The following is a 13,894-nucleotide window of genomic DNA, read 5'->3' on the forward strand; positions in this document are numbered from 1 at the left end:
CAATGGGTGTATTAGAAGATTTTATAAAAAAGGAGTCAAGTGCTGGAATAGTTTTAATTTTTGTGACTATTTTAGCATTAATACTGAAAAATACAGATTTTTCAGCAGCATATGATGCTTTTTTACATACTCCAGTTGAGATAAGATTTGGCGCATTAAATATTGCAAAGCCTCTTTTGTTATGGATAAATGATGGACTTATGGCTATATTCTTTTTTCTTATTGGGCTTGAAGTAAAAAGAGAGATTTTAGAAGGTCATTTATCAAGTGCTAAGCAAATAACACTTCCAGCTATTGCAGCTGTTGGAGGAATGGTTATTCCTGCATTAGTGTATGTATATTTTAATATAGGTGATGAGGTTGCAATGAGAGGATGGGCAATTCCAACAGCAACTGATATAGCCTTTGCATTAGGTATTTTATCACTTCTTGGAAGTAGAATTCCAGTATCATTAAAAATATTTCTTATGGCATTAGCTATTATTGATGACTTAGGAGCAATTGTTATTATTGCACTATTTTATACAAATGATTTATCAATAATGTCAATCTTAATTGCAGGATCAGCATTGATTGGACTTATTTTATTAAATAAATTTAAAGTTATAAAACCAGCTGCATATATTATATTAGGTGTTATTCTTTGGGTATCTGTACTAAAATCAGGAGTACATGCAACGCTTGCAGGAGTTGCCTTGGCATTTACAATTCCTTTACACTCTAAAAGAAAAGATGGTACTGCTTTTTCAATGTTAAAAGATATGGAACACTCATTACACTATTGGGTAGTATTTTTTATTTTACCTTTATTTGCATTTGTAAATGCAGGAGTAGATTTAAGAAGTATTTCTTTAAACCAATTAACTACAAGTGTTCCTTTAGGAATTATGCTTGGACTTTTCTTAGGTAAACAATTAGGAGTATTTGGGTTCTCTTATCTTGCAATAAAAATGAAATTTGCAAGCTTACCAGAAGGAACTAATTTTAAGCAATTATATGGAATTGCAATATTAACAGGTATTGGTTTTACAATGAGTTTATTTGTTGATTCACTTGCATTTGTTGATGATTCATTATTTGCATATACTGATAAGTTAGCAATTTTATTAGGTTCATTCTTATCTGGAATTATAGGATATTTAGTTCTAAAAGTTGTTGCTAAAAAATAACTTTACAAACTCCATTTTCTACTTTGAAAATGGAGTTTAACTCATACTCAAATATCTTTTCAGGAAATTTACATATAGCCTCTTCATAACTTGGATTTGTTTTTAAGTATTCTAAAACTTCATCTTTATTATTATTTGAATCATCTTTTTTTACACTATTTAAAAACTCATTTATATCATAAATAACTTCTACTTGGCCATTTTTTATAAAAGGTAATAATCCTTTATTCTCATCTATTCTATGAGCAATTGTATAGATTTTTTTATTCATTTTTATAGCATATTCTAAACTTCTTATGCTTCCTGAATTTTCATCTGCTTGCATTATTATTAAGATATCGCTTAATGCAACCACAAGTTCATTTCTATGTACAAAAGTATATTTTGTTGCAAGTGTATCGTCTTTATAAGTACTTATAAGTAGGCCATTTTGTTCTATTTGCTCTAATAAGTTTTTATTTACTTTTGGGTATTTTATATTAAGGCCATTTGCTAAAACACAAATTGTATTTTTTGGTGTTGCAGCTTGATGGGCAATTGCATCTACTCCCATTGCTCCTCCACTTACAATACAAATATCCCTACTTGATAAAAGTGATGATATATTATGGGTTTGGATTTTTGTGTATGAAATAGGACGTCTTGTTCCAACTATAGAGACTTTTTGTTTTTTTAGTAGTTCTAAATTACCCCTATAAAATAGCTCTTTAGGATATTTCTTTAACTTTTCAAACTCTTTTATTTTAAAATCAATGCAATTTGTCATAAAACCCCAATAAATAATTTATAAAATTATTATATCAAGGTTTAACTGAAATTGGTAATTCTTTTACATATACTAAATCTAAATTTTTTAATAGTGGTTTTGAATCATTAAGAACTTTAAGAGTTATAGAGTGTGGATGTCCAATTGCAATTGCATATCCAGTTTTTTTAGCAATTCTAATAGCTTTTTTTAATTGATTTTGAATGTAGTCAAATTTTTGTTTATTATCTAGAAAAATATTTCTTGAGATATAAGGCATATCATATTTTTTTGCATATTTTTTTGCAACAGTTTTTGCTGTTGTTCTACTATCTACAAATAAAAAGTTATACTCTTTTAATGCTTTAAATAAATAGTCCATACTTTTATCATTTGATGTAAATTTACTTCCCGTATGATTATTTGTATATTCTGCATTTGGGTACCAATGTCTTAACTGCTTAACTCTATTTTCAATTTTTTTAAAAGAATCTCCTACATGTAATGTATGCTCTTCTTCAAATTTGAAAGATTGTGCTTGCATTGGAAAGTGAATTATATAAAATGGTAAATTTTGTGCAATTTTTGCTGAGTCTGGATGATGTTTTGTTGGAGGTAAAAAAGACATAGTAATTTTATAACCAATTTTTTTGATTGCTTTTACTTGTCTTTGAAGTGTTACGTCATCAATTATAATTGCAAGTTTTGGTTTATTATTCTCTATTTTCTTAGGAAATACCGCAACTTCTTTATTATTAGTTTGTTTTTTATCTTCTTTTTGTTCTTTAGATTTTGATATCTTTTTGTCTTCTTTGTTATTTTTATGAACATACTCTTTTTCAAATTCATCTGTATATTCTTCATATTTTACATTATTATCTTTTGCACTATCCATAAAGTATTCATTTAATTTTTTATTTGCATAGTTATTTAGATCGACATCTTTTTTAATTGAATGCTCTTTTTTCTGTACATGTTTTTTTGTATCAATTTTGTTTGGTTCATTTAGAATAAAAAAGTAACTTAGTATAGAAATTACTAGTGAAAGTATTAATATAACTAAAACAAGATTGATTAATTTTAATTTTTGATTGTTGCTTTTAGAATTTTTCTGCTGTGTCTTAGTTTTTTTTTGTTTAGTTTTATTAGTTGTAGTTTTTCTTTTTGCCATATATTATAATTTCATGTAAAACAAGGGGAAACCCTTGTTTTTAGTTTTTATCTTCGTCTACTAGTTTATTTGCTTTAATCCAAGGCATCATATCTCTTAATCTTCTACCTGTGATTTCTAGTGGGTGATTAAATAAGTTATTTCTTTCAGCAGTCATTCTTGGGTAACCAGCTTGACCTTCTAATATAAAGTCTTTTGCAAATTTACCATTTTGGATCTCTTTTAAGATCTCTTTCATAGCTTTTTTAGATTCTTCATTGATAACTCTTGGTCCAGAAACCATGTCACCATATTCAGCAGTATTTGAAATAGAGTATCTCATATCATGAACTCCACCTTCAAACATTAAATCAACGATTAATTTTAATTCATGAAGACACTCAAAATATGCCATCTCAGCAGGATAACCAGCTTCAGTTAATGTCTCAAATCCAGCTTGAACTAATGCAGAAACACCACCACAAAGTACTGCTTGCTCACCAAATAAGTCAGTTTCAGTTTCATCTTTGAATGTAGTTTCAATAATTCCAGTTCTTCCTCCACCAATAGCAGATGCATAAGAAAGAGCTACTTCTTTAGTATTTCCAGCTGGGTCTTGTTCAACTGCGATTAAATCTGGAATTCCTCCACCTCTTTGGAATTCACTTCTTACTGTATGACCTGGAGCTTTTGGAGCAACCATCATTACATTGATATTTTTTGCTGGAGTAATTCTTCCATAGTGAATATTAAATCCGTGACCAAATGCAATTGTTGCACCATCTTTTAAGTTAGGAGCAATTTCATTTGCATAAACAGATGCTTGATTTTCATCTGGTAATAAAATCATAACGATATCTGAAATTTTTGTAGCTTCTGCAACAGTTTTTACTTCAAAACCTTTTGCTTCAGCTTTTTTCCAAGATGCTCCACCTTCTCTTAAACCGATAACAACTTCCGCTCCAGAGTCTCTTAAGTTTTCAGCATGAGCGTGTCCTTGCGAACCAAATCCGATCATTGCAACTTTTTTTGATTTTATTAAATCGATATTACAATCTTTATCATAGTAAACATTTAATGCCATTATTTTCCCTCTATTAATTAATTTTTTGGCAATTATACTCTAATGTTTCTAAAATTTAAGTAATAGATTGACAACCAAACAGATGTATATAATTTATGGTATAGTATCAATTAAAAAAGTTAAAATTTTTTTAGATAATATTATAAAAGAATAATACCAAGGAATAATTTTGTACAAAAAACTATTTGAAAAGATTATAAAAAAACAAGAAAATTTTTCGAAAGAAGAGATTGACCTAATTAATAGTTTAATAAAAAAAGATGTAATTTTTAAACAAGAAAAATATTATGAAATTAATTCAAAATTTAGAGTAGGTACTTTAAGTTTTGAAAAAAAATATGCATTATTAAATGACTTAGCTAATGAACATAAAAGCATAAAATTAGAATTTGAACATCTAAATGGAGCTTATGATGGTGATTTTGTCATTGCAAAAAGAGTTTTCAATCCAAGAAGTAGAATTAAAGCTAAGATAGTTGAAGTATTTAATGATAAGAAAAAACAGCTATTAGTTTATGTTAAAGATAATATTTTTTATACTGTAAAAGAGAATATTGAATTAAGTTTTAAATTAAAAGAAAAATTTGAGGATGGCGATGTTTTAGTAGTTGATTCAAATAGTTTAGAACTAATAAAAAAAGTTGGTAATTTAACAGATCCTAAAATTGATGAATATATAAGTTTATATTTATATAAAGAGTTGATTAGATTAGAAAAAGAGATTGATGTTGATGCAAAAATGGATGATAAAAATCCAAGAGTTGATTTAACACATTTGAATTTTTGTACAATTGATCCAGCAAGTGCAAAAGATCATGATGATGCAATTTATTATGATGAAAAAAATGAAGTTTTATATGTTGCAATTGCAGATGTATCTTATTTTGTAAAGGAAAATTCACCTTTAGATAAATTGGCTTTTATAAAATCAAGTTCAATATATTTACCTTCAAAAGTTTTACCAATGTTACCAAGAAAATTGAGTGAAGATATGTGCTCTTTAAGAGAGAATGAAAAAAGATATGCTTATGTTTTTGAATTGCATTTGGATATTAAAAATTTTGGTATTAAAAAATCAAAACTTTATGAAGCAATTATTGAATCAAAAAGAAAATTTTCATATGGAAGAATTGATAGAGTTTTAGAAAATAAATATGACACATGTACTGACTTGGAAAAAGAGCTATTTATTTCTATTGAAGAACTTTATAAAGTTACAAAAGCCTATAGAAAAAATAGATTGAAAAAAGGGTATGATTTTAGAACTAGTGAATTAAGATTAAAACTTACAAACAACAGTGAAATTGATTCAATTACACAAGAACACTCTACTTCATCTCACCAACTAGTTGAAGAGTGTATGCTTTTAGCAAATATAGAAGCTAGTAAAAAAGTAAATACTGTTGGAATTTTTAGAGTTCATGATGAACCTGCTTTTAAAGCAATATCAAAATTAGTTGATGAAGTAAATATGTTAGGTGTTAGTGTAAAACTTCAATCAGATGTTCATGATACAATTACTCATATTCAAGAAAAAGCAAGACAAACTACTCTTTCAAAAGAGATTGATGAACTTATAATTCATTCACAAACACAAGCAAAATACTCATCGAGAAATTCTGGACATTTTGGTTTAGGATTTGATTCATATTCACATTTTACAAGTCCAATTAGAAGATACTCTGATCTAGTTTTACATAGAATGTTGAAATCTAAACAAACACCAAGTAATATTGATGATATTTGTGAACATATCTCTATTCAAGAAAGAAAAATAGATCAATTAGTTTGGGATTTTGAAGATAGAAAATATGCAAGATGGGCCCAAAAGAATATTGGAATTGAATTAAAAGCTGAAGTAATTGATGAACAACGAGGTATAGCAAAAGTTTATCATAAAATTCCAGGGATGAAATTACTTTTAGAAAATTATAAAGCACAAACTTTATATAGTAAATTAAAAGTAATTATTAAATCAGCAGATGTTGTAACTAAACAAATTGTTGCATCAATTAAATATTGATTTTCCCAAGAGTATCATATAAATAGTTTGAACTATTAATAATACATTGTCCCATTAGTTTTTTATCTTCATTTATAATAATTGGGGCACTTAAGTTTACGAGTGAATCTGAAACAGGATTGTTTATTAATATAGTATAATATATAGATATTTTTGTTTTTTCCGTAATTTGAAGTTTTCTTAAATCTTCATCATTAATATCAATATCAAAACTTGCAACAGAGTTAGAAGATAATAAATACATATTTGTATCTTCTTTTCTATCCATTTCTAATATATAGTAGTTATTATCTAGTTGTTTTATATTCATCTTGTTTTTGTCATTAAAACCTAAAATAGGTACTTTTACTTCATACAAGATATAACCTTTCATTATTATTACGAATTTCGAGCCATTTTATTAAAAAATAACTTAATATTAAGTATTATATCTAAATGTATAAAAAAGAATTTGATAACTTACTAAACCAAAATAAAAAGTTTGATGCATACATGTTTTATGGGCAATCAACTTTCCTTATAGATTATTATACTAATTTAGTTGCAACTAGTATTGCATCTAAAGAAGATATTCAAAGAATCTATTATGATGATTATAATTTTAAGTATATCAAAGACCAATTATTGCAATCTTCATTATTCTCTTCAAATAACTTGATAATAGTAAGAATTGAAAAAAAGCTTCCTAAAAATGAAGTCACAGAATTAATTAATGCTTGTAATATAAACCCAGATTCTACAATTATCTTCTCTTGTATTGGGGATAGTGATTTTAAAACTATGGGATCATATTTTACTACAAAAACTAACTCTGTTAGTGTAAGAATGTTTGCTCCTTTTACTAATGAAGCAATTAAACTTTTAGAAAGCCAAGCAAGAAAAATAGATTTACAAATAGATGTTTCTGCATTAAATCATCTATTTTTTATGCATAGACAAGATTTAAGTTTATGTTTTAATGATTTAAGTAAATTAGCTATTTTAAATAAACGAGTTACAACAACACTTGTAAACTCTCATTGTTTTGGTATTGGAAATGTATCATTTGAAGATTTTTTAAATGATTTAATTTTAGGAAATGATATTTCAGATGAACTTCAAATTCTTTTAGAAGAGGGAATGAATGAAATATATCTATTAACACAGATTACTTCTTTTGTTCAACAATTATTTATGATTAGTGCATATACAAGATCTTTTGGTACACCTAATGCAAAAGAAATTTTAGGTTTTGTGCCACCTAAAAATATTTGGGAAAAGAAAGCAAAATTAGCAATATCAATTAAACCTGAAACTTTTCAAGAAATGTTTGAATTTTTGTTAAATTTAGAGTTAGAAATAAAATCTACGAAAATTAATAAACAAAATCTATTTTTACAAGCAAGTCTAAGAAAATTCACAGTTATGTTTAGATAAAATCACGAACTTTACAAAAATTCCTTGCTGATATTTATGTAAAGATACCGGCATACACTATAAGGAGAAATTAATGTCAAAATTAAAACATTATGAAACAATGTTTATTTTAAAGCCAACTCTTACTGAAGAAGAGACTAAGGCTCAAATCGAATTAGTTAAAGCTAATATCGAAAAAAATGGTGGTGAAGTAACATCTTTTGATGATATGGGAACTAGACAATTAGCTTATGAAATTGAAAAAAATAAAAGAGGTTATTACTTCGTAATTTATTTTAAAGCTCCTGCTAATGCAATCTTAGAATTAGAAAGAAACTACAGAATCAATGAACAAATCTTAAGATTTATTTTCATTAAATATGAAAGCAAAAAAGAGATTAGTGCATGGACTAAAATGAGTGATGAGGCAGCTAAAAAAGCTAACTAATTAAGTTAACAAGGACCTTTTAAATGTATAATAAAATAGTAATGGTAGGAAACCTAACAAGAGATATAGAACTTAGATATTTACCAAGTGGAGCAGCAATAGCTAAATCTGCAATTGCTACTAGTTATAAGTATAAAACTTCAACTGGAGAGCAAAAAGACGAAGTATGTTTTCTAGATTTTAATATCTTTGGTAGGTCTGGTGAAGTTGCTAATCAATACTTAAGAAAAGGTTCAAAAGTTTTATTAGAAGGAAGACTTGTATTAGAGCAGTGGACAGCACAAGATGGAACTAACAGAAGTAAACACTCTTTAAGAGTTGATACTATGAAAATGTTAGATAGTAAATCTGATTCACAATCTATGCAAAATAATGATAGTGGATATAATAACTATAATAATAACAATAACAATGGTTATTCTCAACCACAACAAAATCAATATAATGCACCTTCTAATCCTCAAAACGAGTATGGTCAAAAGAATAATTATGGTGGTATGAATACTCAAGCACAAGCACCTGAGCATAAAATACCTGAAATAGATATTGATGAAGACGAAATACCTTTCTAGAAAATAAGGATAAAAAATGGCAGAAAAAAGAAAATACGGAAAAAAATATTGTAAATATACTGAGATGAAAATTGATTTCATTGATTATAAAAACACTGATTTATTAAAGTTATCAATGAGTGAAAGAGGTAAAATTATGCCTAGAAGACTTACAGGTAACTCTAAAAATGCTCAAGAAATGGTTGAAAAAGCTATTAAAAGAGCTAGACACATGGCATTAGTTCCATATATTGTTGATACTAAAAACGTTACTGATCCAGCACACATTAAATAGTCTGAGATTTGATAATAAAAAAGGGAAGAAGTTTAACTTCTTCCCTTTTTTTATGCTTAATCAAAAGAAATTATAAAATTATAATTTCTCCCAAACTACGCCATTTGGTGTATCCATAATCGAAATATCAAGTTGTTTTAATTCATCTCTTAAAGCATCAGCTTTTTCAAACTCTTTATTTTTTTTAGCTTCTACTCTTTTATTAATTAACTCTTCAATATGTTTTATTTGTTCATCTGAAATACCAAATTGGAAATATTTATAAGCATCTTGAGTTGCAATTCCTAAAATATCTTCAATAAATTCTAAATTAGCAACAAGCTCTTTTTTAAAAGCTTTATTCTTAGGTTCATTATTTAATGTTTCATTTGCTTTATTTATCATTTCATCAATTATTGAAAGGGCAATAGAAGTGTTTAAATCATCATTTAATGCATTTAATAGCTCTTCTTTAAAATCTTTATTAACAGCAGATTTACCAAGTCCATAAACTCTTTTTTTTACTCTATAGATTTTATCTAATCTTCTTTTACTTGCTTGTAAATCTTCTTCATTAAAATTAAAGTTTGCTCTATAGTGTGCACTTAATAAATAAAATCTTATAACTTCTCCACTATAAGATTTTAGAACATCTTTTAAGAAAAATGAATTTCCTAAAGATTTACTCATTTTCTCACCATTAATATTTACAAAACCATTGTGAATCCAATATTTTGCTAGGTGTTGATGTGTTGCACATCTAGTTTGAGCTGCTTCATTTTCATGATGTGGAAATTGTAAATCTGCTCCACCACCATGGATATCTATTGCATACTCTTTATCTTTGTATGCTAGATGTTCATTTATCATTGCACTACACTCAATATGCCAACCTGGTCTTCCTTTTCCAAAAGCAGCTTCATAGGCTACTTCATTTTCATCTTTTTGAAATTTCCAAAGTGCAAAATCATTTGAGTTTCTTTTTTCACTATTTGCTTCAACTCTAGCTTGTGAATTTTCATCACTTGCTCTATGACTTATATTTCCATACTCACTATCTTTTGATGTATCAAAATATACTCCATCACTAATAACATATGCGATGTCTTTTTCTCTTAAGTTTTCAATCATATCAATCATAACTTTTAAGTTTTGTGTTGCTTTTGGTTCTAATGTATTATTTAAGACATTTAATGCATTCATGTCCTTTTTATATGAATCAATATAAAAAGTAGTTATCTCTTCTAAAGATTTGCCAGTTTCTTTCATTTTTTTTATGATTTTATCATCAATATCAGTAAAGTTTTTTGTCATAGTGACATTGTAGTTATTTGCTTTTAAAACCCTATGCAATAAGTCAAAGGCAATTGCACTTCTTGCATGACCCAAGTGTGCATCATCATACACTGTTGGGCCACATACATATATTTTTACATCATTATTAAAAATTGGTTCAAAAGCTAATTTTTCTTTTTTTACAGAGTCAAATAGATGTAAAGTTTTCATTATTTAAATAGTGCCTCTAAATCTTTTGTATCTGCAACTTTTTCTTCTTTTTTATCATCATCATTTGATGCAAAACTTGAAGATAATGTATTAGTTGCTTCTATTTCATTTAGTTCTATATCAGTTTTTGTAAGCATTGATGCTAATCTGATATTTAATCCAGATTTCCCAATTGCTTTTGATTTTTGATCACTTGGAATAGTAACAGTTGCTTTTGCATTTCTACCATAACTACCTTCTCTATCAATTACAACACTTTTTATAATTGCTGGAGATAAAGCTCTTGATAAAAACATTTCTGGAACAGTTGAGTACTCAACGCAGTCAATACTCTCACCATTTAATTCTCTACTAACAGATGATATTCTTACACCTTTTACACCAACAACTGAACCAATTGGGTCAATGTTTGGTTCTATTGTAGATAGTGCAATTTTTGCTCTACTACCTGGAATTCTTGCACTGGCTTCAATTGTGATTCTTTCATCTTTAATTTCTGGAACTTCAAGTGCTAATAGTGCTTCTAGGAATTTTGGAGATGTTCTTGAAATCTCAATGATTAATCCCAAAGACTTATCAATTTTTACTGCTTTTACAACTGCTTTTAGATTGTCTCCAATTCTGAAAAACTCACCTTTGATTCTATTTTTTCTTGGTAAGATAGCTTTAACTTCACCAATCTCAATAAAAGTATTTTCAGCTCTATCGATTCTAGTTACAGAACCATTTACTATTTTTCCAATTTTATTTTTATATTTTGATACAAGGTTTTCTTCAATAAATCTTTGAATTTTATACTCAAAATTATTATGTAAAATAGTTGCTGCATTTCTACCCATATTTTCGAATTCTAAGTCATAATTAACACTATCACCAATTTCTAAATCTGGATCTATCTCTTTTGCTTCATCAAAAGTGATAAAGTTTTCAGGGTTAATCAAATTATTATACTCATCTAATGAGTTTCCAGATAATCTCTCATCATCATTTTCTACTACTTCTAATTTTTGAAATAGTTCAAGTTTTTTATTTACTCTATCGATTTGTGCATCGAAATTTAATGATGGATCTACCATTTTCTCAGCTGTTTTGATTAATGCTTCTTTTAACGCTTGCTCTACGTCCTCAATTTTTAGACCTTTTTCATAAGCAATTGAGTCTAAAATATCAATAATTTTATCCATTAAAACCCTTTATTATTTGACATTGAAATGTATATTCATGATTTTCAATGTTATTGTTAGAGTCATATTATATCTAAAAGTTCTTTTATACAAATTAAAGCCATTTTAAGCTAGAATATATAGCTAATTTAAATGACAAAAAGGTTTAGGTATATGGAATTATTATTTGCAAGAAATGAGTTAAATGAAAAACCAAAAAAAGTGCAATTAGAAAAAATTAAAGAAGAGCTATTAAAAGCTGGTGAAAAAATCTTCTATTTTGATAGAGATAATTCTCATAAAGATATGATGGCATTGGTTGATGCATTAGAAGAAGAAGGGTTTAATGTATATTTTAGAGAAGTAAAATATGGATTAGCTGATGATGAGTATATGTATGAGGTACATGCACTTTTAATTAAGTAGGCAAATATATGGGTAAAGAAGAAACTAAGAAATTATTTATTCAAACACTAGGTTGTCAGATGAATGATACTGACAGCCAACATATAGCAGCAGAGTTAAAAAAGTATAAAGATTATGATAAAACAGACAATATGGAAGATGCTGATTTAATCATAATTAATACATGCTCTGTAAGAGAAAAGCCAGTGCAAAAATTGTTTTCTGAAATAGGGCAATTTAACATAAAGAAAAAAGATGGTGCAAAAATTGGAGTATGTGGCTGTACTGCAAGTCATCTTGGAAAAGATATTATAAAAAGAGCCCCTTATGTAGATTTTGTTGTTGGGGCACGAAATATTTCAAAAATAAAAGACGTAGTTGACGTAAAAGGTGCAGTTGAAATTTCAATTGATAATGATGAGTCAACTTATGAATTTGCACCTGCAAAAACTAATAAATATAGAGCAAGTGTAAATATTTCAATAGGATGTGATAAAAAGTGTACATACTGTATTGTACCAAATACAAGAGGTGAAGAGATTTCAATTCCTCCTGAAATGATTGTAGATCAAGTTAGAAAAGCAGTTGAAGAAGGTGCTGTTGAAGTGATGCTTTTAGGGCAAAATGTAAACTCTTACGGAAGAAGATTTAGTGATAAAAGACCTAAATATTCATTTACAAAATTACTTCAAGATGTTTCAAAAATTGAAGGTTTAGAAAGAATAAGATTTACATCTCCTCATCCACTACATATGGATGATGAATTTATTGAGGAATTTGCAAAAAATCCAAAAATATCAAAATGTATTCATATGCCATTACAAAGTGGTTCTACAGAAATTTTAAGAGCTATGAAAAGAGGATATACAAAAGAATGGTTTTTAAATAGAGCTAAAAAGTTAAGAGATTTAGTTCCAAATTTAAGAATTACTACTGACATTATTGTAGCTTTTCCAGGGGAAACACAAAAAGATTTTGAAGATACTTTGGATGTGGTAAATGAAGTTAAATTTGATCAAATATTTAACTTTAAATATTCTCCAAGACCTGAAACTGAAGCTTTAAAGCTAGAAGATTTAGAAATTGATGATGAAATTGCAAGTGCAAGACTTACAGGTTTAATTGAACTTCATAAAAGATATTTAGAAAAACACATGCCAGATTTAATTGGTAGTACTGTAAATATTTTAGTTGAGAGTTTAAAACCAAATGGAGAAGTATCTGGATATACAGATAATTATTTGCAAGTATTTGCAAAAGGAAGTGATGATGTTATTGGAAAATTTGTAGATGTTAAAATTACAGATGTAACAAGAACAGCATTAAAAGGTGAAATAGTAAAATAATAATGAAAAAAAGAATAAAAACTTTTATTGCAGAAAAATTAATACCTTTTATAATGCAATTAATAGTTAGATTTATTTATTTAACAAATAAAAAAGTTTATCACCATGCAAAAATTGACCCCCAAGAGCCCTTAATTGTGGCTTTTTGGCATGGTGAATTATTAATGCAACCTTTTAATTATCAAAAATTGAGACCAAATTCTTTAGTAAAAGCAATTATTAGTCAACATAAAGATGGCGAGGCAATTACAAGAACTGTTGAATATTTAGGTATAGGATCAATTAGAGGTTCCTCTTCCAAAGGTGGTGCTAAAGCATTAATTAGTACAATAAAAGAGTTAAAAGCAAAAAATGATGTTGCAATTACTCCTGATGGTCCAAGGGGTCCAAGATTTTCAGTTGCAGATGGTATTGTAGCAATTGCAAAAAAAAGTAATTGTAGAATTGCAATTTTTAATTGCAAACCTACAAAATATTGGCAGATGAAATCATGGGATAAGTTTGTTGTACCAAAACCTTTTGGTACATTAGAATTTTTTATTCAAGAGCCACTTGATATAAAAGATTTGGATATGCAAGATGCAAAAGCTTTAATAACTGAAAGAATGTTGATTAATGCTTTAAAGTAGGGAAAT

General features: G+C 27.5%; 15 protein-coding genes. 9 read left to right on the top strand and 6 right to left on the bottom strand.

All coding sequences use genetic code 11. The annotated features are described in order from the left end of the window. Nucleotides 1-2: 2 nt before the first annotated feature. The gene (gene nhaA / locus CRU93_RS02640; protein ID WP_129102634.1) at nucleotides 3-1,169 is read left to right on the top strand and encodes a Na+/H+ antiporter NhaA; all 1,167 of its coding nucleotides are present in this window, start codon (nucleotides 3-5) and stop codon (nucleotides 1,167-1,169) included. Here the strand turns inward: nhaA and CRU93_RS02645 are convergent. From CRU93_RS02645 to ilvC, 3 genes are read right to left on the bottom strand one after another with little or no spacing between them, the layout of a single operon-like run. Then, a complete protein-coding gene (locus CRU93_RS02645; RefSeq protein ID WP_129102635.1) occupies nucleotides 1,159-1,935 on the bottom strand; it encodes a DNA-processing protein DprA in 777 nt (258 codons plus the stop codon). The genes nhaA and CRU93_RS02645 overlap by 11 nt on opposite strands. Nucleotides 1,936-1,969: 34 nt before the next feature. Continuing rightward, nucleotides 1,970-3,085: a divergent polysaccharide deacetylase family protein gene (locus CRU93_RS02650; protein ID WP_258238810.1), complete on the bottom strand. Its 1,116-nt coding sequence runs from the start codon at nucleotides 3,083-3,085 to the stop codon at nucleotides 1,970-1,972. Between the two features lie 40 nt (nucleotides 3,086-3,125). Next, nucleotides 3,126-4,148, bottom strand: coding sequence for a ketol-acid reductoisomerase (ilvC, locus tag CRU93_RS02655; protein WP_129102636.1), 1,023 nt, complete (start codon nucleotides 4,146-4,148; stop codon nucleotides 3,126-3,128). Between the two features lie 169 nt (nucleotides 4,149-4,317). Here ilvC and CRU93_RS02660 point away from each other — a divergent pair, with 169 nt between their 5' ends. Then, on the top strand, nucleotides 4,318-6,171 hold the full coding sequence (locus CRU93_RS02660; protein WP_129102637.1) for a ribonuclease R family protein: 1,854 nt from the start codon (nucleotides 4,318-4,320) through the stop codon (nucleotides 6,169-6,171). On the opposite strand, the gene fliW is transcribed toward CRU93_RS02660, so the two are convergent. Continuing rightward, nucleotides 6,161-6,529: a flagellar assembly protein FliW gene (gene fliW, locus CRU93_RS02665; protein ID WP_164967606.1), complete on the bottom strand. Its 369-nt coding sequence runs from the start codon at nucleotides 6,527-6,529 to the stop codon at nucleotides 6,161-6,163. The two genes, CRU93_RS02660 and fliW, sit on opposite strands and share 11 nt — an antisense overlap. Before the next feature lie 77 nt (nucleotides 6,530-6,606). Between fliW and holA the strand changes: the two genes are divergently transcribed. From holA to rpsR, 4 genes are all read left to right on the top strand, one after another. After that, nucleotides 6,607-7,587, top strand: a complete 981-nt coding sequence (gene holA / locus CRU93_RS02670) for a DNA polymerase III subunit delta (protein WP_129102639.1) — start codon at nucleotides 6,607-6,609, stop codon at nucleotides 7,585-7,587. Nucleotides 7,588-7,660: 73 nt separating this feature from the next. Then, a complete protein-coding gene (gene rpsF / locus CRU93_RS02675) occupies nucleotides 7,661-8,014 on the top strand; it encodes a 30S ribosomal protein S6 (protein WP_129102640.1) in 354 nt (117 codons plus the stop codon). Between the two features lie 23 nt (nucleotides 8,015-8,037). After that, nucleotides 8,038-8,586, top strand: coding sequence for a single-stranded DNA-binding protein (locus tag CRU93_RS02680; RefSeq protein ID WP_129102641.1), 549 nt, complete (start codon nucleotides 8,038-8,040; stop codon nucleotides 8,584-8,586). Nucleotides 8,587-8,602: 16 nt separating this feature from the next. Next, nucleotides 8,603-8,860 (top strand): 30S ribosomal protein S18, encoded by a 258-nt coding sequence (rpsR, locus tag CRU93_RS02685; RefSeq protein WP_099342693.1) that lies wholly within the window; start codon nucleotides 8,603-8,605, stop codon nucleotides 8,858-8,860. A 78-nt stretch (nucleotides 8,861-8,938) separates the two neighbouring features. Here the strand turns inward: rpsR and cysS are convergent, their stop codons facing one another. Together cysS and nusA are read right to left on the bottom strand one after the other, a co-directional pair. Further along, nucleotides 8,939-10,345: a cysteine--tRNA ligase gene (gene cysS, locus CRU93_RS02690; protein ID WP_129102642.1), complete on the bottom strand. Its 1,407-nt coding sequence runs from the start codon at nucleotides 10,343-10,345 to the stop codon at nucleotides 8,939-8,941. Then, the gene (gene nusA, locus CRU93_RS02695; protein WP_129102643.1) at nucleotides 10,345-11,529 is read right to left on the bottom strand and encodes a transcription termination factor NusA; all 1,185 of its coding nucleotides are present in this window, start codon (nucleotides 11,527-11,529) and stop codon (nucleotides 10,345-10,347) included. Before nusA ends, cysS begins: the two co-directional genes overlap by 1 nt. Nucleotides 11,530-11,682: 153 nt before the next feature. On the opposite strand from nusA, the gene CRU93_RS02700 reads away from it, so the two are divergent. Genes CRU93_RS02700 through CRU93_RS02710 form a run of 3 tightly spaced genes read left to right on the top strand, consistent with a single transcriptional unit; the run spans nucleotide 11,683 to nucleotide 13,888 of the window. Next, nucleotides 11,683-11,934: an HP0268 family nuclease gene (locus CRU93_RS02700; RefSeq protein WP_129102644.1), complete on the top strand. Its 252-nt coding sequence runs from the start codon at nucleotides 11,683-11,685 to the stop codon at nucleotides 11,932-11,934. An 8-nt stretch (nucleotides 11,935-11,942) separates the two neighbouring features. After that, complete coding sequence (miaB, locus tag CRU93_RS02705) at nucleotides 11,943-13,259, top strand: tRNA (N6-isopentenyl adenosine(37)-C2)-methylthiotransferase MiaB (protein ID WP_129102645.1); 1,317 nt, start codon at nucleotides 11,943-11,945, stop codon at nucleotides 13,257-13,259. Nucleotides 13,260-13,261: 2 nt separating this feature from the next. Beyond that, on the top strand, nucleotides 13,262-13,888 hold the full coding sequence (locus tag CRU93_RS02710) for a lysophospholipid acyltransferase family protein (protein WP_129102646.1): 627 nt from the start codon (nucleotides 13,262-13,264) through the stop codon (nucleotides 13,886-13,888). Nucleotides 13,889-13,894 lie beyond the last annotated feature (6 nt).

It is taken from the genome of Arcobacter sp. CECT 8985, from assembly GCF_004116495.1.
Lineage (GTDB): Bacteria > Campylobacterota > Campylobacteria > Campylobacterales > Arcobacteraceae > Malaciobacter.

Coding starts and splice junctions, on each gene's coding strand:
- rpsR (WP_099342693.1), top strand. CDS start 8,603: ATGGCAGAAAAAAGAAAATACGGAAAAAAATATTGTAAATATACTGAG.
- CRU93_RS02680 (WP_129102641.1), top strand. CDS start 8,038: ATGTATAATAAAATAGTAATGGTAGGAAACCTAACAAGAGATATAGAA.
- CRU93_RS02700 (WP_129102644.1), top strand. CDS start 11,683: ATGGAATTATTATTTGCAAGAAATGAGTTAAATGAAAAACCAAAAAAA.
- holA (WP_129102639.1), top strand. CDS start 6,607: ATGTATAAAAAAGAATTTGATAACTTACTAAACCAAAATAAAAAGTTT.
- miaB (WP_129102645.1), top strand. CDS start 11,943: ATGGGTAAAGAAGAAACTAAGAAATTATTTATTCAAACACTAGGTTGT.
- CRU93_RS02650 (WP_258238810.1), bottom strand. CDS start 3,085: ATGGCAAAAAGAAAAACTACAACTAATAAAACTAAACAAAAAAAAACT.
- CRU93_RS02710 (WP_129102646.1), top strand. CDS start 13,262: ATGAAAAAAAGAATAAAAACTTTTATTGCAGAAAAATTAATACCTTTT.
- ilvC (WP_129102636.1), bottom strand. CDS start 4,148: ATGGCATTAAATGTTTACTATGATAAAGATTGTAATATCGATTTAATA.
- nhaA (WP_129102634.1), top strand. CDS start 3: ATGGGTGTATTAGAAGATTTTATAAAAAAGGAGTCAAGTGCTGGAATA.
- CRU93_RS02645 (WP_129102635.1), bottom strand. CDS start 1,935: ATGACAAATTGCATTGATTTTAAAATAAAAGAGTTTGAAAAGTTAAAG.
- rpsF (WP_129102640.1), top strand. CDS start 7,661: ATGTCAAAATTAAAACATTATGAAACAATGTTTATTTTAAAGCCAACT.
- cysS (WP_129102642.1), bottom strand. CDS start 10,345: ATGAAAACTTTACATCTATTTGACTCTGTAAAAAAAGAAAAATTAGCT.
- nusA (WP_129102643.1), bottom strand. CDS start 11,529: ATGGATAAAATTATTGATATTTTAGACTCAATTGCTTATGAAAAAGGT.